The 22,459-nt window shown below is 54.6% G+C and carries 20 protein-coding genes and 1 tRNA gene; 10 read left to right on the top strand and 11 right to left on the bottom strand.

Annotation, left to right across the window (positions count from 1 at the left end):
• The first annotated feature begins 15 nt into the window (after nucleotides 1-15).
• Nucleotides 16-570: a redoxin domain-containing protein gene (locus P8Z34_10965; protein ID MEJ2551193.1), complete on the top strand. Its 555-nt coding sequence runs from the start codon at nucleotides 16-18 to the stop codon at nucleotides 568-570.
• A gap of 264 nt (nucleotides 571-834) precedes the next feature.
• Here the strand turns inward: P8Z34_10965 and bcp are convergent, their stop codons facing one another.
• From bcp to P8Z34_10925, 8 genes are all read right to left on the bottom strand, one after another.
• Complete coding sequence (bcp, locus tag P8Z34_10960) at nucleotides 835-1,308, bottom strand: thioredoxin-dependent thiol peroxidase (protein MEJ2551192.1); 474 nt, start codon at nucleotides 1,306-1,308, stop codon at nucleotides 835-837.
• A gap of 34 nt (nucleotides 1,309-1,342) precedes the next feature.
• Complete coding sequence (locus P8Z34_10955) at nucleotides 1,343-3,325, bottom strand: molybdopterin biosynthesis protein (protein MEJ2551191.1); 1,983 nt, start codon at nucleotides 3,323-3,325, stop codon at nucleotides 1,343-1,345.
• A gap of 69 nt (nucleotides 3,326-3,394) precedes the next feature.
• Nucleotides 3,395-4,633 (bottom strand): molybdopterin-binding protein, encoded by a 1,239-nt coding sequence (locus tag P8Z34_10950; GenBank protein MEJ2551190.1) that lies wholly within the window; start codon nucleotides 4,631-4,633, stop codon nucleotides 3,395-3,397.
• A 2-nt stretch (nucleotides 4,634-4,635) separates the two neighbouring features.
• Nucleotides 4,636-5,574: a prenyltransferase gene (locus P8Z34_10945; protein ID MEJ2551189.1), complete on the bottom strand. Its 939-nt coding sequence runs from the start codon at nucleotides 5,572-5,574 to the stop codon at nucleotides 4,636-4,638.
• Between the two features lie 68 nt (nucleotides 5,575-5,642).
• Entirely contained in the window at nucleotides 5,643-6,371 is a 729-nt protein-coding gene (locus P8Z34_10940) for an SDR family oxidoreductase (GenBank protein MEJ2551188.1), read from the bottom strand.
• The gene (locus tag P8Z34_10935) at nucleotides 6,371-7,186 is read right to left on the bottom strand and encodes a hypothetical protein (GenBank protein MEJ2551187.1); all 816 of its coding nucleotides are present in this window, start codon (nucleotides 7,184-7,186) and stop codon (nucleotides 6,371-6,373) included. Before P8Z34_10935 ends, P8Z34_10940 begins: the two co-directional genes overlap by 1 nt.
• Nucleotides 7,183-8,154 carry a proline dehydrogenase family protein gene (locus P8Z34_10930; GenBank protein ID MEJ2551186.1) on the bottom strand — a complete coding sequence of 324 codons (972 nt, stop codon included), beginning with the start codon at nucleotides 8,152-8,154 and terminating at the stop codon, nucleotides 7,183-7,185. Before P8Z34_10930 ends, P8Z34_10935 begins: the two co-directional genes overlap by 4 nt.
• A 1-nt stretch (nucleotide 8,155) precedes the next feature.
• Nucleotides 8,156-9,181 (bottom strand): redoxin domain-containing protein, encoded by a 1,026-nt coding sequence (locus P8Z34_10925; protein MEJ2551185.1) that lies wholly within the window; start codon nucleotides 9,179-9,181, stop codon nucleotides 8,156-8,158.
• A 117-nt stretch (nucleotides 9,182-9,298) separates the two neighbouring features.
• Between P8Z34_10925 and P8Z34_10920 the strand changes: the two genes are divergently transcribed.
• Nucleotides 9,299-10,522, top strand: a complete 1,224-nt coding sequence (locus P8Z34_10920; protein ID MEJ2551184.1) for an MFS transporter — start codon at nucleotides 9,299-9,301, stop codon at nucleotides 10,520-10,522.
• A 152-nt stretch (nucleotides 10,523-10,674) separates the two neighbouring features.
• Here the strand turns inward: P8Z34_10920 and P8Z34_10915 are convergent, their stop codons facing one another.
• Entirely contained in the window at nucleotides 10,675-11,880 is a 1,206-nt protein-coding gene (locus P8Z34_10915; GenBank protein ID MEJ2551183.1) for an endo-1,4-beta-xylanase, read from the bottom strand.
• 43 nt (nucleotides 11,881-11,923) lie between these two features.
• Nucleotides 11,924-12,067 (bottom strand): hypothetical protein, encoded by a 144-nt coding sequence (locus tag P8Z34_10910; protein MEJ2551182.1) that lies wholly within the window; start codon nucleotides 12,065-12,067, stop codon nucleotides 11,924-11,926.
• Between the two features lie 243 nt (nucleotides 12,068-12,310).
• Here P8Z34_10910 and P8Z34_10905 point away from each other — a divergent pair, with 243 nt between their 5' ends.
• From P8Z34_10905 to P8Z34_10875, 7 genes are all read left to right on the top strand, one after another.
• Nucleotides 12,311-13,375 carry a LacI family DNA-binding transcriptional regulator gene (locus P8Z34_10905; protein ID MEJ2551181.1) on the top strand — a complete coding sequence of 355 codons (1,065 nt, stop codon included), beginning with the start codon at nucleotides 12,311-12,313 and terminating at the stop codon, nucleotides 13,373-13,375.
• A gap of 123 nt (nucleotides 13,376-13,498) precedes the next feature.
• A complete protein-coding gene (locus P8Z34_10900) occupies nucleotides 13,499-14,791 on the top strand; it encodes an extracellular solute-binding protein (GenBank protein MEJ2551180.1) in 1,293 nt (430 codons plus the stop codon).
• A gap of 80 nt (nucleotides 14,792-14,871) precedes the next feature.
• The gene (locus P8Z34_10895; protein MEJ2551179.1) at nucleotides 14,872-15,816 is read left to right on the top strand and encodes a sugar ABC transporter permease; all 945 of its coding nucleotides are present in this window, start codon (nucleotides 14,872-14,874) and stop codon (nucleotides 15,814-15,816) included.
• A 13-nt stretch (nucleotides 15,817-15,829) separates the two neighbouring features.
• Nucleotides 15,830-16,708 carry a carbohydrate ABC transporter permease gene (locus tag P8Z34_10890; GenBank protein MEJ2551178.1) on the top strand — a complete coding sequence of 293 codons (879 nt, stop codon included), beginning with the start codon at nucleotides 15,830-15,832 and terminating at the stop codon, nucleotides 16,706-16,708.
• 287 nt (nucleotides 16,709-16,995) lie between these two features.
• The gene (locus P8Z34_10885) at nucleotides 16,996-17,499 is read left to right on the top strand and encodes a hypothetical protein (GenBank protein ID MEJ2551177.1); all 504 of its coding nucleotides are present in this window, start codon (nucleotides 16,996-16,998) and stop codon (nucleotides 17,497-17,499) included.
• A gap of 53 nt (nucleotides 17,500-17,552) precedes the next feature.
• Nucleotides 17,553-19,700, top strand: coding sequence for a glycoside hydrolase family 3 C-terminal domain-containing protein (locus P8Z34_10880; GenBank protein MEJ2551176.1), 2,148 nt, complete (start codon nucleotides 17,553-17,555; stop codon nucleotides 19,698-19,700).
• 172 nt (nucleotides 19,701-19,872) lie between these two features.
• Nucleotides 19,873-19,946: transfer RNA gene (locus tag P8Z34_10875), tRNA-Lys, on the top strand.
• 105 nt (nucleotides 19,947-20,051) lie between these two features.
• On the opposite strand, the gene P8Z34_10870 is transcribed toward P8Z34_10875, so the two are convergent.
• Nucleotides 20,052-20,222: a hypothetical protein gene (locus P8Z34_10870; GenBank protein ID MEJ2551175.1), complete on the bottom strand. Its 171-nt coding sequence runs from the start codon at nucleotides 20,220-20,222 to the stop codon at nucleotides 20,052-20,054.
• Nucleotides 20,223-20,474: 252 nt separating this feature from the next.
• On the opposite strand from P8Z34_10870, the gene P8Z34_10865 reads away from it, so the two are divergent.
• On the top strand, nucleotides 20,475-22,459 hold a 1,985-nt coding region (locus P8Z34_10865), incomplete at its 3' end, for a choice-of-anchor Q domain-containing protein (protein ID MEJ2551174.1).

Here is a 22,459-nt window from a genome sequence, read left to right as displayed (position 1 = left end):
GCCAAGTAAGCGAGCTTGGACCCCCAGGTTCAGGGCATCCGCCGAGATACCAATCCGCCATTGAAAGCATGGGCAGAGAGCCAGGGTGGGAACAATTATACCTTACTGAGTGATTTTTGGCCGCACGGAAAAGTGGCGAAGAAGTACGGCGTCCTGCGCAAGGAAGGATACACCGAACGCGCCATTTTCGTCCTCGATAAAAAGGGCGTGATTCAATACATCGATATACACGATATCGACGACCTGCCCAACAACGACATCCTTTTCGCCGAGATCCAGCGCTTCGATCCGGAAGTGAAAGGCAAGATCCCGATTGAAGAACCCGCTGAGCTGCCGCGGGGAGGCATCGTCATGTACTGTTCGAAATGGTGCCACGATTGTAAAAAGGCGAGAGAATGGCTGGCCAAACGTGGATTGGCCTACACGGAAGTCGACGTGTGGACTACACCCGGCGCCATGGAACAGGTCCGCAAATGGGCGGACGGCAAGCTGATCACGCCGACGTTCGACATCGACGGGAAACGGGTTTTCGATTTCAAGCCGGAAGAGATACTAAAGCTGCTGCACTAATACGAAAACCGGCGGCTGCTTGAAGTCTGGATAAATCGTTTCCGCGCATTGCGTTAAAAGAAGCACCCCCAGACCTGAGGGGGGCAAGCCCGGGGGCGGTCGCTACACTGACCCAAAGGCCAAGTGACGACAATTGCATTATACGCGCTGTACTACGTGGTTCAATAGGTCATTTGTCACGTGAAGCGATGGTACTCGTCATAACTCGCGGCCGCGACACGACGTCGCTTCAAACCTGCGAGTCTCTTCCGTAAAGGGCCAGCATCATACCTTGTGCTGATCGAGCGCTTCCAGGATTTCCTGGCTGTGTTCCGCCGGTTTGACCTTCTCGAAGACGTCGATGATCTTTCCATCGGCGCCGATCAGGTACGTGGTTCGCAGTACGCCCATGTACTCCCGCCCGCTGAATTTCTTCAACCCCCAAACGCCGTAGGCCTTGCTGACCTCGTGTTCGGTGTCGTCGAGCAACGTAAAAGGCAAATTGTATTTATCCTTGAATTTTGCCTGTTTCTTGACGCTGTCCGGGCTGACACCCAGGATGACGACGCCGCGTTCTTTATAGATGCGGTAATCATCTCGAAACGCGCAGGCTTCTTTGGTACATCCCGGTGTGTCCGCGCGGGGGTAAAAATAGAGTACCACGGTCTGGCCGCGATAATCGCTCAGCTTGACCGGTTCTCCGCGATCACTATTAAGCTCGAAATCCGGTGCGCTGTCCCCTGGCTTTAATGTGTCCATCTGGCCTCCCTATGCGTATGTACATTTTACCGGATCAAGCAAAGCGTTTGCCCATGGGCGCGGTATCGTAGCCCGGCAAATCCTTCACGGCCTGCACGAATTCCGGGTCTTCGAGCAGCTCGAGCAACGGCTGCAGCTTGGGATGCTGGTAGTGTTCCATGGGAATGATCAAATCGTAGCGTTCCTGAAACAAGGGGATGAAATCCAGGTCCAGCGCGGCCGCTGCGGCCTGGATACCGAGGCCGCAATTCGCACGGCCCGATGTGACCGCTGCGGCGACGGCGAGGTGGGTAAACGCTTCCTGATCGTATCCCCGGATCGTTTTTGCGTTAATTCCCTGTGATGCGAGGTGATAATCGAGAAGAATGCGGGTCCCACTACCTCGCTGACGGTTGATGAAAACAACATCTTCCCGGGTGAGATCCTCGAGACCCTGGATGCCCAGCGGATTGTCCCGCTCCACGATCAAGCCCTGTTGGCGGTAGACGAAGCCCAAGACGACCGTCTCGACCTCCGGCAGGTATTTGGCGACGTAAGTCAGATTGTATTCTCCACTCTCGGGATCGAGCAGGTGGCTGCCGGCCAGATGTGCTTCCCTGCGCCGAAGGGCGATCAGCCCGCCGAGGCTGCCGAGGTTGGCGGATGAAATTCGAGCGCCCTTGAAGGCGATGAACTGCGCCATGAGGTCGATGCACAGATCGTGGGAGCCCAGTATCAGGATCGTACGTTCGATCTCCGCGGGCGTGCGGTAGAGCTTTACGTTGACCTTTTCGCCCGCCTGGAAGCCCTGGACGCCGGCAGGGATGATGACGATGCCGTCCGCGCGGACGAGGGAGGTGATCACGCCTGCACCGCGGGTCAGTGGGGCGGCGACGATCCGATTTCCCACTCGTCCCACGGTCACGCGTAGATATTCGTCGTCTCCGAGCGACGAGTGTACTTTGCGGGTGATTGTCGCTTCGAGCGTGGGAAGTTCCCGCGGGAGACGCCCCGTCCATTCTGCGAGCAGCGGTTCGACGAAGATCTCACCCGTAAGCGCTGCAGACACCGGGTATCCCGGAACGCCGATCACGGGAACGGACCGGCTGGAAGACTCTTCTTTTTCCGAAGGTGCACTGTCCAGCATGCCGAGGATTACGGGATGCCCCGGGCGTACGGCGATGCCGTGGACGAGGACCCGGCCCAGTTCGCCGATCGCACCGGCCGTGAAGTCTTCGCTTCCGGCCGACGAGCCGGCAATGACGAGCACGAGGTCGTGGGCTGCGGATGCCGAGGCAACGGCCTTTTTGAGTTTGGCGGGATCGTCCCCAACGATCGGCAAGCGGCTTGGCTCACCACCCCAGGCTTCCACCTGTCCGGCAAGCACCAGAGAATTGAATTCGATGATTTGTCCCGCTTTCGCCTGCGTGCCGGGCGGAACGAGCTCCGAACCGGTGGGCAGGATCGCCACGCGTGGCCGGCGCCAGACGCGTACGCAATCGTGGCCGCACGCTGCGATGGCGCCCAGATCGATGGGCTGGAGAACGTGTCCGGCCGGCAGGACCAACTCCGTCGTTACCATGTCTTCGCCCATCAAACGCACGTTCGACCACGGGCTGACTGACGCGCGAATGCGGATCGAATCACAGTGGCGCACGTCGGCGGATGCCGGGATGGGTTCGACGAGTTCGATCGGCACGACGGCATCCGCCCAGGACGGCATCGCATCGCCCGTGTCGACGTAGGCTGTCTGGGTTTCGAGTGCCAGATCCGTGGGATTGCGGTCGTTGGCGCCGTCCGTATCCGCCGCCCGCAGCGCAAAGCCGTCCATGGCGGCTGCGTGGTAGTGCGGAGAGGAACGTTTTGCCCACACCGCTTCCGCGGTCACACGTCCGAGGGCGCGATCGAGGAGCAGCGTCTCGCTTCCCAGCGGACGATCCAGGCCGGCCGCGGCCAGCGCCTGCCTGAAGCGTTCACGCGCTTCCCGAAGGGGAATATCATTCAGATAAAAGGAAGCGCGCTTGTCAGTCGTGGACAATGTTGCCGTCTCCTGGCTGAAACGATCTTGCGAAAAATCTTCCCGATCCACCGCACGAGCATACGGGCATCAGAATAAGCGTACCGCGACGCTCGTCCCGGCAGCCACCCCGGTCGATTCGGCAGGGATACGAATCAGTCCGTCTGCGCGTATGAGGGTGAAGATGAGATTCGAACGACCGTACACGGGTTCCGCGACGAGTCCGTCCGGCGTTTCCAAGAGGCTGACGGGAAGATAATCCTCCCGGCCTGCCTTCGATGCGATGTTGACGGATAATTGGGCTGAAACCGAAGCGCTGCGCGGGCTTCGCTTGATTCCGAGTAATTTTTGGATCACCGGTACCAGGAACAATCCGGCCGATACCAGCGCACTCACCGGGTTCCCAGGCAGGCCGATCATGGGAACCCCGTCTGCTACGGCGAGAATCGTCGGCTTTCCGGGCTTGATCGAGACTCCATGAACCAGGACGCCCGGTGGTCCCAGCGAGCCAATCACGTCTGCCGTGATGTCGCGTGCAGAGACGGACGAGCCTGCTGTGATGATGAGGACGTCGTCTTCGCGCTGCGCTTGCTCTGCCGCTCGAAGTAAATCCTGGCGTCGATCGGACACGATACCGCGCCGTAGCGGTGTTCCGCCGGCATGGTGGACGAGCGCACTCAAGGTGTAGCTGTTGACGTCGCGGACCTGTCCGTGCTGCGGAGTGGCGTCCGGGGGAACGATCTCGTCGCCCGTCGACAGGATTCCCACCTGCGGCCGGCGTGCGACCTGCACCTGCGTGACACCGAAGGCCATCAAGCCTCCGATTTCCTGCGCTCGCAGAAGTTGGCCGGCTCGAAAGACAGTATCGCCGTTTTTAACGTCTTCGCCTTCCTGGAGGATGTTTTCTCCGACTGCGGCGGCGCGGAGGATCTCGATCTCGCCTTCCCTGGCCCACTGCGTATCCTCCAGCATTACGACGGCGTCGCTGCCGGGTGGAATCATACCGCCGGTGTGCACGACGATCGCCTGGCCCGTTGCGAGTTCCTGGAGCGCGGGCTTGCCCATCTCGACTTCACCTGCGATCGTGAGATACGCCGGAAGACTGGGGCTTGCGCCGAACGTGTCCTTTGCACGCAGTGCGTAACCATCTACGGTGGAACGGTCGAAGGGCGGTAAAGTGTGGGGAGCAGCGATCGTTTGGCACAGAACGCGATCGAGAGCCTCCGCCGTCGGCACCGTCTCGGAGGCTGGCGTTCGATCCTCAGGGATCGCGTGCAGGAGTTTTTCTAATGCCGCATCCGGCGGGAGGAGATTCAAAAATTCGGGCATGCTTATGTATACAAATACCCGATTAACTGCAGGTACACCGCCAGGCTGAACAAGCCGACTGCGCTGAAAGTGAGGATGCGCCAGCGGACCGGATAGCCGCGGCGAATGCGCTGCATTTGCCATATCTGGGCCAGTGCCAGCGGCAGCGCGATCAGGGAGCCGAGCGCGACTCGTAGGGGTATAGTGTAAAAAGAGGCCACGCCCAGAAAGATGATGGCGAAGAGGATGGCGAAGTCATGCAAGCGCATCGTCGTGGACCAACCCAACCTGACCATCAGCGTGTGCTTATCGTGTTTCAAGTCGCTGGCATAATCCGGGAGTTGGAGTGCGATCATCATCGCAAAGTGCAAGGCCACCAACGGAATCGTGCTCATCAGTAGCAAACGGTCTACTTTTCCGGACTGTGCGGCAAAACTGAAACTGGGGACCAACAAGGCGACGATGGTCGAGGTCGTGATCTCTCCGTAGCCCGAGCGGATCAAGCGAATTGGCGGAACGTTGTAATAGAATGCGCCGATGAAGATCAAGACCAGAATCAGCCAGGCAACGAGGGGGAACAGATTGCGAAAGACCGAGACGGATGCCAGAGTGCCTGCAATTGCAACGCAGGCCGCCGCGGCGTAGAGCGCGACCTGGTGCGGCAGTCCATCCGGCCCCAGGACACCGCTTCCGCCGGAAAACGGCGTTCGGTTGGGATTCTCGCGGTCTGCATCGGCACCGTAATATTCATTCAGATACTGGGTCATCAATTGAATGAATGTAATCATGCCCTGGCCGATCAGGTAGCGACCGAGATCGATGGGGTAATCCTGAAACGATGCAATGGCGGCGCCGAGTCCGAACACCAGCGCGCCGCCGAGGAGAAAGACGGGCCTGCTCAATTTTAAGAAGAGACGCAGGGTTTTCATGTCGAAGGTCGTCGCGGGATCTCTGTCCTGCATATCCTTACCATCTTGTCTGGCTGCTGTCGTGGTTCGAATCGGGCCACGATCGGGAATGGAGAAATTCGCTACAGCAACCTATTGCCACCGTCTATGACCAGTGTTTCGCCAGTGATAAAGTCGTTCTCGGCTAGAAATAACACCGCTCGAGCGACATCGCGGGAATCTCCGCCTCGCTTCAGTGGAAGTTCGTTTGTAATCTCGCGCCAGCGATCTGCGCTCATCGATTCAGGTTTGGCCACGGGGCCGGGGGCAACCGCGTTGACCCGGATCTTGGGCGCCAATTTCAGTGCGGCCACCTGGGTCAGCATCTCAAGCCCCGCTTTACTGATCGAATGAATCGGATGGCGAGGCCAGGGACGCTGTCCGGCGATGTCGGTGATGTTGACGATCAAGCCGCCCTGCGTCTGCATGCGCGCCGCCGCCTGCTGCAGACAGAAGAACGCCCCTTTCAAATTCAGATCGATGGTCCGAGCCCAGTCGGTTTCGTCTGCCTTAAGGAGGTCAGCCGCTTTCATGATTGCCGCCGAGTTGACCAGGATGTCCGCGCTCCAGCCAACCTGGTCGATGGCTTCGAAAAGCGCAAGCACGCCTGCATACTGGCCTAAATCTGCTTGGACCTTGATGCACTCAAGGCCGAGATTCTCAATATTCGAGGCGGTTCTATCAGCCTGCGCTGCAGATGTATGGAAGTGTACCACGACGCGGCAGCCGCGTTCGGCGAGAGCGAGTGAGATTGCGCCTCCCACCCGATGCGCCCCGCCGGTAACGACTGCCGTTTTCCCTTGTAAATCCATCAGGAACCCCCACTCAGTATGGCGACCATCCGGCTGTATTGCAAATAAGCCAACGCAGCCGGTTCGAGATCATTGGGTTCTGTCGCCGGAGGAACGATCATCACGACGCCGCCGTAGCCCTCGATGCGGAACAGCGCAATGTCGGTCATCGTCTTTAACCCGCTGATTCCCAATTCCAGATGCGCGGCCGCAGACTTCTCTCCAATTTTCGGAAAATCTTGGAGCACTTGGAGATCGACCTCGATCCCCATTTCGTACAAACCCAATTCGTCGAACTTTTTTTGCATGATCCCTTCGAGATCGTCGAGGGATTGGTCGAAGATTAGTTGGCTTGCCGGGTTGGCGAAAGCGAACGTCACCGAAAGGACGGAACTCCTCGTTTCTCGATTGGTGTAGAACACCGCTCCCATTGCGGCGATCCCTTCATCTTCCAGCGGCAGGTACTTCACACCTTGTCTATCGTATTCAATTTGCTCGAAACCGGGGGGCAGATCGCTGCGTTGAATGGTGGTCGAAGTGAGGGTGAGATCCATGGGAACATCGGCCCTCGTCGGCGGAGAAGTACTCGTTTTTATATGGGTAGGGCTGAGCGTCATCGTAGGACTGGGCGTGACGGTGGATGTCTGTGTCGGTAGGAGAGTCTGCGTTGGAGTCCACGTCGCCGGCATGGGCATTTCTTCCGTCATTGGTACAGGTGTTGCTTCAAACGATGACTGCGTTGTAGGTTTGGGCGCCAGTCTGGTGGGGGACGGCGTCGATGTGCAAGCGGGGAGCAGCAGTAAAAAAGCAAGCAGGCCGCACGTTCTTCGTTTCATGATTCGTTTCCTTTTCGGCGGACGAGGTGGGACAAGAAGAATCTTAAATTTGCCGGTCGTTCTGCCAGGCGGCGCACGAAATAAGGATACCACTCGCTCCCGAAGGGGACATAAACGCGGACGGGGAATCCCGATTCTGCCAGGCGGTTCTGCAGGTCGGGCCGGATTCCGTAGAGCATCTGGAATTCGATCGATCCCTTGGGCATTTCGATCGTTTCAGCGTGATGGACGGCGTGTGCGATGCGTCTTTCATCGTGCGTGGCGATCGCCGGGATCGGAGGGTATTTCCCGCTGGTGGCGGTTTGCTCGGCGGTGGACTTGGCGAAATCGAGCAACTGACTGGATAGGCAGTCAAAATTGCAGTCGACGTCTGACTTCCGGGGGAAGGCAACTTCGGCGGGTTCGTTGTAGGCTCCCTTGCATATACGAACGTGCGCGTGCAAGGGTGAAAGGGCATTCAAGTCTTCCTGTGTACGAAAGAGATAAGCCTGCAAGACGAGGCCGACGTTGTCGAGACCGGAGTGCCGCAGCTCGCGGAAGATTTCGAGCGTCCGATCGACGGTGGACGAATCCTCCATGTCGATGCGCACCATGATGCTGAGAGATGCGGCATGTGAAACGATGGCGTGGATGTTGTACAAGCAGCGTTCGAAATCCACGCCGAGACCGAGTTGGGAGAGCTTGACGGATATGTTCGATTGAAGATCGGTGTCGGAGATGCGCTGGAGCATGTGGGTATAGTCGTCTCGTGCCACATCCGCCTCTTCGGTGTTGGTGACGTTCTCCCCCAGATGATCCAGCGAAGTATACATGCCCTTCTGGTTCAACCTGCGCACGACTTCGCAGGCTTCGTCGAGCGTTTCTCCGGCGATAAAGCGAGATGAGACCCGCCGGGCGAGCCGCCAATTTCTGACGAGCCGGCGTGCCCAGCCGGCATCAGAAAGATACAACAAAATCCTTCGCAACACGTCAGGCTCCCCTGCTTTCTTCCGCCGGATCGGTGATCAGGCAAGATCCGAAGGAGAAGGCGAATAACGTGAGTCCGGTTTCCATTATGCGCATTTGAAGTTCAGCGCGGCGAACCGTTGAATTGTGAGCTACGTGGTAGCTGCGAGGGATGTCGATGCGCAGCATCGATCGATCCTTATCTTTGAACACATCCTGGCCGTAGTTGTCAACCGGAAGCGGCCGTCCGTCTTGGAGAATCTCAATCTTAAGTGGGCTGTGTTCGGAGCGTGTGTAGCCGCCGCTGTGTGGACTCGGCGAGAGCACGGCGTAAACGTCTGCGGCGTGGTAGGGCAAGGTGATCGTCCCGCTTTCGCCGGAGATTGTCAGACCGTCGTTTTTAAGCCGCCAGCTGCCTGCGAGGTAGAAGTGCCCCTCGGCGAGATGGGCCGGCAGCGAATACTCGACAGCCTTATCGTCCTGCGGTAAGGGGCAACCGAGTGCATCGACGTGGATTTCCTGTGAAGTGGGGACACAAACGGCGCTGGGGGCATGTTCTGCTTTGGGCAGCGGCGGCAGTTGAACGTCGGGATCTTTCTCCCGCAGCAAAGCCTGGATAACGCTTTCAATTTGCGTGTAGCCATGATCCCCGGCGCGTGAGAATCGGACGTAACCCTGCCCGTCGATCAGATGAATCGTCGGCCGGCAGCAGTTGGCGTAGCTGGTCCAGATGTGTTGGTCGTTATCGAGAACGACCGGCCATCCTATGCCCAGGCGGCCGATGGCCGCCTTGACGAATTCGGGTCGCCGGCCGAAGCGGAATTCGGGTGTGTGGACGCCCACGATCGTCAGCCCGAGATCGGCGTAGCGTTCATGCCAGGCTCGCAGGTAGGGCAAGGTACGCAGGCAGTTGATGCAGGTATACTCCCAGAAATCGAGTAGGACGACGTTGGGCTGCAAGCTGTGCAACGATACATCGCTGTAGATGTTGAGCCACATCGAGTCTGGAAATTCTGGCGCTCGCACGCGAGGTTCGTCGAGGTCCATCATCTGACATTGTAGCAACGATTGAAACGGAATCAAGCGGCAAACGCGCCGATTGGTGCCGCCGGAATCCGTATCTGTTAGAATAATGCGGTTCAAAACTAGTCCGATCGGGAAAAGCTATTGGCCAGACTGCAAAAAACCCAACAGGGGATCGAGCGGAATGCCCTCCCACGTTCCGGAGCTGAGGATGATTTCATAACCGCGGACGTGATCAGTCTGGCTGCCGGGCATTGGATTCACGACACGTACTCGGCTTTCCTGGCACCGATGCTGCCAGCGCTGATCGATAAGTTCCTGCTTTCCAAGACGGAAGCCGGTCTGCTTTCGGTTTTCATGCAGGGCCCTTCGATCCTGCAGCCGCTGATCGGCCACATCGGCGATCGGGTCAGTCTGCGCTACCTGGTGATCCTGGCGCCGGGCGTTACGGCGACGATGATGAGTTTGTTGGGCGTCGCACCCTCTTACGTCATCCTGCCCATTCTGCTGCTCGCCGCGGGATTCAGTTCTGCGAGCATCCACGCCATCGGGCCGGTCATGGCGGGACGCGTATCGGGAAATCGCCTTGGGCTGGGCATGAGTTTCTGGATGGTCGGCGGCGAGCTGGGGCGCACGATCGGGCCGATCTTGCTGGTCGCAGCGATCGGCTATCTCACGCTGGAGGGCCTGGCGTGGTTGATGTTGGGCGGTTGGATGGCTTCAGCGATACTCTTCTTTCGTTTGAAAGACGTACCCGGCCGTCCGGACGAAGTTAGCGAACTGCACTGGAAGCAGGCTCTGCGGGAGATGCGCACGTTAATGCTTCCGTTGGCGTTGTTCCTCCTTTTACGCGCTTTTATGAGTGTTTGCCTCACAACGTATCTGCCCATATTCCTGAACGAGGAAGGCAGCGATCTATTTCTTTCCGGTTCGGCGCTTTCCATTCTGGAAGGCGCCGGCGTCATCGGCGCGCTGCTGGGCGGGACGCTCAGCGATCGCTGGGGACGACGCAGCGTTCTGTACATCTCCATGCTGGCGACGCCGTTTTTGACGCTGTTGTTCCTTTCCTGGACGAACTGGATGCGTTTCGCCGTGCTCGTCCCGTTGGGACTGGTTTCGCTGTCGACGACACCGGTGTTGATGGCCATGGTGCAGGAGTCTTTTCCCGAAAATCGCGCCCTGGCGAACGGCGTGTTCATGGCAACCAATTTTCTCATCCGTGCCGTGGCGGTGATCGTTTTAGGTCTCATTGCGGATGCATACGGTTTGCGCTTGGGATTCACCATCAGCGCGGCGTTAATGCTGCTCGGCACTGCGGTCGTCTCGCGCCTGCCGGGAGATCGAAAGGCGATCCAGGTGTCTGCGTAAGGTTGGGCTGTGCAAGCGTGCATCGACAGCGCTGGTCTTGCAGTCGACTTGTATACCTCAGCGGAAAGATCCAGTTGCGGTTGTACACCTGGATACAACAGGCCCGCGATCTGCCGAACCCCCAAAAAACTGATGCGAGTGTTCCTCGGCAATTACACTTCGACAGAAATCCTCGTCTCTTTTCCTTTTGGAATAGCGAAATCCTTTCGTTTTCTGCCAAAAGACAATTTGTATTGACCATAAAATCCGGAAAAGTGAATTTCACCCTTGTCGTTCGTCATAACTTTCGTAGGTGATACCCACCATTCTCCCTTGATCAGTTTCATCAATTCTTCGTAGGCGGGTTTGGCAGAACCATCCTTTCGCAGCAAACCTGCTGGCGCATTGAGCCAACCACCATCGGACGAATCCCACCAGGTGATGCCTTCCACTAACGGATGTGAGAAGAGCGTTTCGTAATGTCGAATGGCTTGTTCTGCCTGGCGTTCCTCACCTTCGGGTGTTGTGGGCCAATCAGTGACTTGGTAATCATTGAGGTCTACGATCTCCGGAGGCATGAGATGACCTGAGACCAGCGTAGTCTCCGTGAAGTGAATGGGGAGATTGAATCGCTCGAAGTTTTCCAACACCTTCAAGGTTTTCTCCACGCCCCACCAGCCCTGATGCATGTGGGATTGGATACCGATTACATCAAATTGTATTCCCGCTTCAAGACATCCTTCCACTAGAATGTCGTAGGCGGGTGAGACGTCGAAGTCGTTGATGAGCAGGGTTGCGGTCGGGTTGGCTTTCCGCGCCGTTTTGAACATTATCCTGATCGTTTCGATGCGGCCCAGCTCCTTGCAGAGACGGGTGATGCCGTTATCATATTTCTCGAAGATGGGCATGATAACGGCTTCGTTGACGACATCCCACATATCGATCAAGCCACGAAAATCTGATACATCTCTTTTAATTCGGGCTGTCTGTGCTTCCAGGATTTCGGCGTTGCTCATCTCGAGGAGCCAGTCGGCTGTGACGGTGTGCCAGCAGAGAGGATGTCCCTTTAGGAGCAAATTGCGATCGAGACACCAGCGAGCGGCATTCTTGACCTTCTCTGTGATGGGGTTGCCCCTCTGTGGCTCGAAGCGTGCCCAATAGAAGGGGAGTGTTGCGGCGTTGAATAGAGTCGTGATTTTCTCTGCGCGTCGTTCGGCACGTTCCTTTTCTTGACCAATATATTCACCGTTTGTCAGCGGAATTATGTCGAAGGCGGCTGTGCCGAAGAGAAAACTATGGTTGGTTTGTTCTACGGTCACCTGTTGGTTTGCGAGTGGTGCACCATCTGATTCAAGTAGGGTAAGGATAATATCGGTCATGCGATTCTTTCTGATATTGCTGTTCATGTTGAATTTCCTCGTTTTAAATGTGGATTGAACTGCCGATCTTCGTTTCACAGACTTGAATGGTGATCACACCTTCAAATCGTTTTTTGACAAAGGTTTCGGGCAAAGCACGTTTGCTCGCTGCAATGCTGCTCTTCGAGCTTGCCTCATCGTCTTCCATGGACCAATCTTTGGTCGGGGATATCTTTTGGAAAATCGCGTGAGTTTTCGGTCACAACGGAAAAGTAATTGACTTCGGATAATGAATTTGCTAAAATCATGGAAACGTTTCCAAATATGTTCTCTCATATATTCGATTATAACGGTAAAAATCTGCTAATACTACTACAAAATATCGGCATACCGCACTATAAATTTGTAAATAATTGATCTATATCGTACTCATTGTAAACGTTTCCAAATTATGACAAAACGAAAATCTTCATCGAGAGTGACAATCGTGCAAGTGGCTAAGGAGGCGGGTGTATCACTCGGCACCGTTTCGCGTGTCATTAATGATGATGTTCACGTTGCTGACGAGACGCGCGAACGGGTATTAGCTGTGGCAAAAGAAATGGGGTATGTCGCCAATCGTCAGGCGCGGGGGTTGAAGGGGAGGAAGACCAACACAATTGGTGTCTTGGTTCCGAATTTGGGAACTGGCTACATCGGTGAAATCATGCAGGGGATTGACACTGAACTGGAATTAAGCCAGCTTGACCTGATGCTTTTCACAACCCATCTCGTGGCTGATAAAGAAGCAAAATATGTTGCCAACATGGTGCAAGGCATGGTGGATGGCCTTCTGTTTCTAATTCCGCGCAGTCCTTCTGATTATATCGGCACACTGATAGATCGTAGTTTTCCATTTGTTCTAATTGACAATCAAGTTGAGAATGAGCCGTGTCGTTATGTTGGCGCAACCAATTGGCAGGGCGCATATAAAGCTACGGAGTACCTTATCGAGCTTGGGCACAGAAGAATCGGGTTTATGACTGGGTCGATGGATTTGAATTCAGCCACAGATCGGTTGGAAGGGTACAAGTCGGCGTTACGCACCAATCACATCCCCGAAAACCCGGACTTGATCTACGAAGGAGATTACACCCAACCATCCGGCTACGCTGGAGCGACTGCTTTATTGGATCTGGGCGAAGTGCTGACGGCTATTTTTGCTTCCAATGATGCAATGGCTATGGGGGCGATGGATGCTGTTCGGAGCCGCGGTCTGCGCGTACCAGAAGATATTTCTGTCATGGGATTCGATGATGTCCCTCAGTCCGCAATGATTCGCCCCGCGCTGACTACAGTTCGCCAACCGCTTGAGCAGATGGGACGTGTTGCTACCCAAATGCTTCTGGATATTCTTAAAAACCCCGAGAGAGAAGTTGACCAAATGAGGTTGCCGACAGAATTAATCATCCGCGATTCTGTCCAGCCTCCAGATACAGGGTCGGCTAACCCACCGACGAGCCAACCGACCCTGTAGTGTGGATCCCTTTACACAGAAAGGAGAACCAGCACATACAGATTATACGCTAAGATCTATATCCCACTTTTCACATAGCAGATCCGTAAATCAGATCGATTGCCTCAATGAAGGAGGAGGAAAATGTCTCGCAAGTTTCATTTAATATTTAGCATAATACTTATCGCCGCATTCGTTCTTTCTGCGTGCGGCACCAAGGCTGCTCCTGCATCAGGAGAGAAAGTCACAGTTACCTGGTGGCATATCTCGACTGCGGATGAACACAAAGCACTTTGGCAAAAGCTCGCCGATGAATACATGGCTGCCCATCCGAATGTCAACATTGAGATTACTGTCTTGGAAAACGAAGCCTTTAAGACCAAGCTGACCACTGTTATGCAATCCGGTGAACCCCCCGATATCTTCCAGAGCTGGGGAGGCGGTGTATTGAACGAGTACGCCACTGCCGGTTTGCTCAAAGACATCACCCCTGACCTCGATGCGAACGGCGGGGAGTGGCGCAACACTTTTGCACCCGGCGCGTTGGGTGTGTATTCCTACAAGGGCAAGAACTATGGTGTGCCTTGGGACATGGGCATGATCGGTTTCTGGTACAACAAGGCACTCTTTGCTCAGGCAGGCATCGATGCCCCGCCCACCACCTGGGCTGAATTAATCGATGATGTGAAGGCGCTCAAAGCAGCCGGCATCACTCCGATCGCTCTGGGTGAAGGTGATAACTGGCCCGGCATGCACATGTGGGCCTACCTAGTGACCCGTCTGGGCGGTAAAGCCAATTTTGAGGGTGCGTTGCTGCGCACGGGCTCCTTCACGGATGAACCGTTTGTCAAAGCCGGCGAAATGGTCCAGGATTTGGTTGCCCTCGAACCGTTCCAGGATGGTTTCCTCGGCGCGACCTATGGCGATGAAGCCACAGCCATGGGAAATGCCAAAGCCGCCATGGAATTGATGGGTCAGTGGGCTCCGGCTGTTGAAAAAGACAACAGCGAAGATAAAGAGGGCATCGGCGATGACCTCGGATGGTTCCCCTTCCCGGCCGTTGCAGGTGGCGCTGGTGATCCCAACGACGCGGTTGGTGGCGGTAACGGCTTTGCGATTGGTAAAAACGCATCTCCGGAAGCTATCGACTTTGTCAAATACCTGACTCGCCCGGAATCACAGGTTCAATTGGCTGAGATCGGCGTGATTATCCCGGTGGTTAAGGGTGGTGAAGCTGGTCTCGATGATCCGCTGATGATCATCCTCCAGCAGCAGTTGGCCAAGGCGGAGTACTTCCAGTTGTATTACGATCAGGCTTTACCGCCTGCCATGGGTTCCGTCGTTAACGACGCTACCCAGGGATTGTTTGCTGGCACGCTAACGCCTGAACAGGCTGCCCAGGAAATTGAAAACTCCGCTCAACAGGAACTGAAGTAAGCAAGCACTTTGATGATGCGGGGATCGGACTTCAATGAACCGATCCCCGCATCATTTCATGGCTGCATCGGAGGTGCTGAATGCAAAATCTTCCAACAATTCCGAATATCTTCAAATTGAAGCCGGGGACAACTGGAAGAAAAAAGAATAAGGAAAGACTTGTAATTTTTTTGTTTCTGCTTCCCGCCATTGTTCTTTTCATTATTTTTGTTGTTTATCCCATTATCCAATCGATTTATTACAGCCTTTTCAATTGGAAGGGATTCGGCCCCGCCGTTGACTTTGTGGGGCTGGATAACTTCAAGAACATTCTGCAGGACAGAGTCTTCTTGATCGCACTGCGCAATGTGTTATTTATTATTGCGTTCTCTCTATTCCTGCAACTTCCGCTTTCACTCATGCTGGCTGTGCTGGTGGGACGCGACTTGCCAGGGCGCGTCTTCTTCCGTGTCATTTTCTTCATGCCCTACGTCCTCTCCGAAGTGATCGCCGCGCTGATGTGGTTGTTCATCCTCAATCCGGATCCCGAGCGCGGCTTTATCAACGCCGTGATCGTCTTCCTGGGCGGCGAACCGCAAGCCTGGCTTGGAAACACGAGTCTCGTCATGCCTGCGATTTTCGTGGCATTGACGTGGAAGTATTTTGGCTATCACATGTTGTTGTTCATGACAGGCCTGCAAAACATTCCCTCTGAGATCGAAGAAGCCGGGCGCATCGATGGTGCCAACAGGTTCCAAAATTTCTTTTACATCACACTGCCATTATTGCGAAGCACCATTCGTACTTCAGTCTATCTATCGGTTCTCGGTTCGATCCAGCAGTTCATCGTGGTCTGGATCATGACCAAAGGCGGGCCTGTTAATGCCAGTGAAACACTGGCAACGTATATGTATCGTTTCGGCTTTGTGCGCTTCCAGCTTGGATATGGATCTGCGGTGGCGATCTATATGTTTCTGCTTTGCTTGATGTTTTCCCTGATTTATCAACGCCTGACTCGCCAGCCCGACTACCTGAGTGGCTACTAGAAAGGATGAAAGTATGATTACGGATGAACTCGTAGTGGAAAGACACCACCCCCGCGTAAGATGGAGGAAGTTTGCAACAAGATTTTTCCAGTATTTCATACTTTCGATCATCGTCGTGATCGTGTTTGTCCCTATCGTGATTCTGGTTTTTGGCGCTCTGAAAACTCGCGGCGAGTATTTATCACATCCTTATACTGTACCCATTCCACCTCGGTGGGAAAATATTACATTGATTTTAGGAAATGCCTCATACTCCTTCTGGCCCATGATGCGCAACAGCGTGTTTGTCATGCTGATTGTTACGGCGTTGGTTGTCACTGTGTGCAGCCTGGCGGCTTTCGTATTTGCCCGCATGCAATTCCGCGGGAAGGGGCTGGCGTTTAATCTTTTTACTTTGGGACTCATGTTCCCGATCAACGTCGCAATTCTGCCAGTGTATTTTGTGCTGCGTCAGATAGACTTGATCGACAGTCTATGGGGTGTGATTGTTGTACAAACCGCATTTCTATTATCGGGAAACATCATGATTTTGCGCGGTTTCTTCACGGCTATCCCGGCTGAATTGCAGGAAGCGGCCTATATCGATGGCTGTACGGTAGTTGATTTCTTTTTGCGTATCTTGCTTCCGCTTGCACGCCCGGCATTATCGACCGTCGCAGCACTGACGATGATCATCAGTTGGAACGACCTGCTTGTTCCACTCGTTGTACTCAACAACGATAAACTGTGGACGCTGCCTCTCGGCACGATGCAGTTCCAGGGGCAATACGGACAGGATTTATCATTGGTATCTGCCTTTGTCGCATTGTCAGCCTTGCCAACGATCATCTTTTATATATTCGCGGAACGCCAGATCGTTTCCGGCCTCACCGCGGGCGCGATCAAGGGGTAGCTCCTGAATGACACGATACTTTCGTAACCCGATAATTTCAGGACACTTCCCTGATCGACCCAATTGTCGGGTTGTTGCCGCCTCCGCATTCGAGTGTTTATCACTTCTGCCGATTCTCAATTTTGGGGCGCGCATCATTTATCACGGAAGCAATTCAGTTTAGGATTGAAACCTTGGCTACACCTCATCGCTGTCACATATCATCCTCCACGCCAACAATACTCACTGTGGCTCCCACCGATTCTCAGCCCACGAATGTCCGTACCGAATCCACCTTCGAGACGGGCGTGTACCCCAACTTGTTCGAGAACTGCCTCGCTGACGAATATCCTAACAGCACATTATCTGTTGGTCTGAGATTGAATGACTCGCTCAACATCACAGATAAACAGATTGACGCTCTGCTCGATACATCGATCGTCTACAACTGCCCTGTTTTTATCCATCTTCGGGGGGGATCGGATGACGCACCTGACCTGCATATAGCAGCCTGGAATAGATTTAGAGAGACGTTGCAGGCCGAGGGAGGCATAATTGCTGCTCTCGTTTGGGAAGCAGCCTCTTCCGAAGAGGCCAATATCGCATGTTTTTATCCTGGTGAAGAGTCCGTCGATTGGATCGGAACGAATTACAGATGTGCAGAGGAGAAAGCCGTCTATTGGACGCTGACATCATCAAACAAAGGAAGACCGAGGCCAAAGGCTCATTCCGGCTCGGAGCAGAACCCGATTTGTTTCGTCAGTCAGGTTTTGAAAGATGGCCGCAGGCTTGATCCCTCTTCCATCGAGTGATGGTTTAGATGCAAGCAAGGTTCATAATGATCGCTTAGGAGTGGTCCATGTGCGTGGATAAAACGATAGAGGGACTTCCATACCTGGATTCATCCCTGCCAATCGCCGAACGGGTGAATGACTTGATCGGACGCATGACGCTGGAAGAAAAGGTCGGCTTGATGAATCATCCAGCGCACGGTATTCCACGCTTGAATATTCCCGCTTACAACTATTGGAGTGAAGCCCTGCATGGTATCGCCCGAAACGGGCGAGCCACTGTCTTTCCGCAAGCAATTGCAATGGCGGCAACCTGGGATAAGGAGTTGATCTTTGAAGTTGCGGCAGCAATTAGCGACGAAGGACGCGCCAAGTATCACGCCGCACTGCGGCGCAATGGCTATACTGCCCAATATCAGGGTATCACCTTGTGGTCACCGAATGTGAATATCTTCCGCGATCCGCGATGGGGGAGAGGGCAGGAGACTTGGGGAGAAGATCCCTTTTTTACGGGAGAGATGGCATCTGCGTTCGTGCGGGGTTTGCAGGGTGACCATCCCAAATATCTCAAGACCGCGGCATGTGCAAAACATTTCGCGGTTCATTCTGGACCTGAGAAAGACCGGCACTCGCTAAATGCGATTGTTTCGAAACGGGAACTCTATGATACTTATCTCCCTGCATTCAAGAAATTGGTGATAGATGCAAAAGTCGAATCGGTGATGGGTGCGTACAATCGCACACTTGATGAACCTTGTTGCGCCAGTAAACTGCTTATTGAAGACATCCTGCGGGATGAGTGGGGATTCCAGGGTCATTTTGTCTCGGATTGCATGGCGTTGGCAGATTTTCACCTAAATCACAAAATTACGAATGACGCGGTTGAATCCGCTGCATTGGCGTTGAGTCATGGATGCGACCTCGCATGCGATCATATCTATAGTGAAATCCCCGCCGCCATTCAGCGAGGCCTCATCACTGAAGCCGATGTAGACCGCGCACTTGTGCGGACGCTCAGTACGCGTTTCAAACTCGGCATGTTCGACCCTGATGATGATGTCCCGTTCACCAAAATATCTACTGATGTGATCGCCTGTGATGCCCACCGTCAACTTGCATATCAAACAGCCACCGAAGCAGTGGTTCTACTCAAGAACGAAGGCAATATCCTGCCGATCGATCCTTCCGCAAAAAAGGTTTTCGTAACGGGTCCGACTGCCGCAAGCCTGGAAGTCCTGCTCGCCAACTACTATGGCTTCAACAACCAAATGGTCACGTTGCTCGAAGGACTTGTAGGGCGTGCCCCTGAAGGCATGGGCCTGGAATATCACCCTGGTGCGCCGTTGAAACACTCGCGCGAGATCGAGGAAACCTGGGCGCCAGGCATGGCGCAATCTGCAGACTACACCATCGTCTGTGCAGGCCTCAACTCATTTCTCGAAGGGGAGGAGGGAGAGTCGCTTCTTTCTCCACAAAATGGCGACCGCGAGAGTATCTCGCTTCCACACAGTCAGATCGATTACATCAGAGAATTATCCATTCATGGCGCACGCATCATCCTCGTACTCACCGGCGGCAGCCCAATCGCGCTGGGCGAAATCGATGATATGGTGGATGCGATCCTCTTTGTCTGGTATCCCGGTATGGAGGGGGGTCGCGCCGTCGCCGATGTGCTCTTTGGCGATATTTCGCCATCGGGAAAACTTCCCATCACCTTCCCGAAATCGCTCGATCAACTACCTCCTTTTAGTGATTACAGCATGGACGGGCGTACTTATCGCTATATGACCGAAGAACCTCTTTATCCCTTCGGTTTTGGTTTGAGCTACAGTAAATTTGAGTATTCGGAACTACAGCTCGAAAAGGCGGCAATCACTCTCGGAGATTCTCTTAATGTCAGCCTGACATTGACCAATTGTGGGGAATCAGACGCAGCCGAAGCAGCCCAATTCTACCTGAGTGACCTGCATGCCTCGACTGTTGTTCCATTTCATCACCTGATTGGCTTCGAGCGGGCTGTGCTCCATGCAGGTGAAAGTAAAGAACTCGAATTCACAATCACGCCTGAGATGATGTCTTTCTACGATGACGATGGCAAACTCATCCTGGAACCTGGACAATTCCGTCTCGAAGTCGGTGGCTGTTCGCCCTCCAAACGCGGACAAGATTTGGGCGCGCCGAAGCCCGTCACGGCTTTATTCGACGTCACCTTCAGTGGGTAATAAGGCTTTCCGGGATGATCGAAAAGACTCACAAGGCGTGTTTCTGATCCCCTGGGTGGTTCTGCACTTGCCGGGGGGTCGAGACGTGATCCGGCTGTCTTCGCGAGGCCATACAGTGCAACACTCATTGACAGCACCGATCGATCGGGTAAAATTGGGGCGAATCGAAAACGGCCCGCTAGCTCAATTTGGCAGAGCAGCTGACTCTTAATCAGTAGGTTACAGGTTCGAGTCCTGTGCGGGTCACCTGAAACGCCGCTCGATGCAATCGAGCGGCTTTGTCTTGTATTACATGTGCTAACCTGCTGGATGGTCATCGCGCAACAACGATCTTGATCCACGCTCATAAGATCAGGCTTTCCGTGGATTGCGGGATATCTCCCCAAAACTGGACCTCTTCCCATAGATCGATATGTAGGTGCGGAAGATCTTGATCGCCGGGTCGAGTCTGGCGAGGATGGAAAGGGCCAGAACGGTGATGTCGGCCGCGATCTGTCTCAGTGCGAAATCGATCGCCCCCAATCCACGATCGCATCTTTGCTTGTCAGCACCTTAACCTTCATGTTTAATGTAGCAAAGATAGAAGTACTTACTCTCGCTTGTCACAAAATGATCGATCATTACGTTTTACAATTGAGTGGAGGCGATACCACTATCATTCATTCTTTGTTTATTTCCAGCGCAGGTGTAGGTAGAAGAAATATACTGTCCATAAATCCGATTGTGAAATAAAGATATAAGAACAACCAGCATCTCAACACTTGGAGGAAGAGGATGTTCAAAAAGCATAGAATCATTCTTGGGGCTGCTTCATTAATCGCTATGGTACTCGTTCTTTCGGGTTGTGATGGAGGTCCTCCTCCACCACCTTGCTCGGCTGAATTTCTCATCCTATCGATCAATGATGCCAACAACAACGGGCCCGGCACAGATACGATCGATCTCGACCCGGGATGCGTCTACGAACTGGGCGTCGTAAACAATACCATCGACGGCAACAATGGTTTGCCATCCATCACTTCATCTATCGTGATCAACGGCAACGTCGCCACAATCCGGCGCAGCACCGGTGCGCAAAAATCTGCCATCCGTTTATTTCACATCTCGCAAGGTGGAGAGCTGGTCCTGAATGACGTGACGCTTCTGGATGGGCTGGCCATGGAACCCACGAACGTCACGATCTTACTCAGCAACTCGGGAGGCGCGATCTTCAACAGAGGGGTGCTGACGATTAATAACAGCCTCATCACGGCAAACCGCGCCATGTTGAAAGGCGGTGGTATCTATAACCTTGGGACGATGACCATCGACGCCACGACCATTGAAAACAACGGGGCCAACATCCAGAACGTGCCCAACGAATCCGGAGGGGGTATACTCAACGCCGGAACAGCTACAATCAGTAACAGCACGATCGCCAACAACATCGCCAGTCAGTCTGCTGGCGGCATTGGCAACAACGGCGATTTGACGATCATCAACAGCACCATCTCCGGCAACTCCACCACCCTTTCGGGAATCATCAGCGGCGCGGCGATTATCAACGCCGGAAACGCCACGATCAGCTATACCACCATCGCGAACAACACCGGGATTACAGCAGGGGCGGTTTTCTCTGCCCCGAATACCATCCAGATTTTTAATTCGATCATCGCTAACAACATCGGTGGGGATTGCAGCTATCCGGCCAGCAGTCCCATCTCTGGCCCGAATTTGGACAGCGACGGCACCTGCACCGGCTTTACGATAACGGATGATCCGCAGCTCGGTCCGCTGGCCAATAACGGCGGTCCGACCCAAACCCACAGCATCGCCCCCGGAAGCCCGGCGAAAAATGCTGCAGCCGGAAGCTGTCCCGCAACCGACCAACGCGGGGAACCCAGGCCGCACGGTTCTGCCTGCGACCTCGGTGCATATGAGCTCGGCGGTGGGGGATCTCCCACCGGCGATTCGTCTTTCCTCTCGGGTTTGGTGTTCGATGACTCCAACGCCGACGGCATCCTCGACCCGGGTGAGCCCGGTTTTGACGGCGTAGCGTTGGTGCTCGAAAGCGGACCCTGTCTTGCCCCGGTGAGTTCCGAGACGGCGCTCACCGCGCCGGACGGCAGCTTTGAATTCGAAATCGTGCCGCCGACGGCGGGAACCTACTGCCTGAGCATCGACCCGCTCACACCGCCGAACGATACCATCCTGATCCCGGGTGGTTTTACGGTGCCTCCCGGCGGCGAGATGGAGATTACCCTGACGGAAGGGGAGGACCTCAGCGATCTTCTCTTTGGCTGGGACTTCCAGTTCGCCGGATCGGACATCCCACCCAACCCGGTGATCACCAACGTGGTGCTGAGCACCACCTCGCCTGCCGAAGGCGGATGGGTTGAGGTGGAGGTGACGATCGAGAACATGGGCGCATACCCGGCAGAGGATTACGAACTGGTCTTGATTCCCCATTACGGCTGGGGGCCGCCCAATCCCGCCGGTTACGTATCGCTTCCGGATCTCATGCCTGGCGTACCGCACACTGAAGTCTTCACGCCTGGAGTGCTCTATTCCACTGCAGGTACGTATACCCTGCGGGTGTTGGTGACGGACGATTGGTATGCACTCGGCGACCCCGATTCCACGGGAACGAACGGGGATTACCAGGATTTCACCATCACAGTTGCTGAAGCCTACAGCATGTGCACGCCTTTTGAGGGGATGAAATATTCCCTGATCTTGCTTCCAATCCAGGAAGACATCATGATGCTGCCCGTTTACCT

Source organism: Anaerolineales bacterium (assembly GCA_037382465.1).
Lineage (GTDB): Bacteria > Chloroflexota > Anaerolineae > Anaerolineales > E44-bin32 > WVZH01.
The sequence above is the reverse complement of the archived record's forward strand: the minus strand, read 5'-3'. Positions and strand labels throughout refer to the sequence as shown.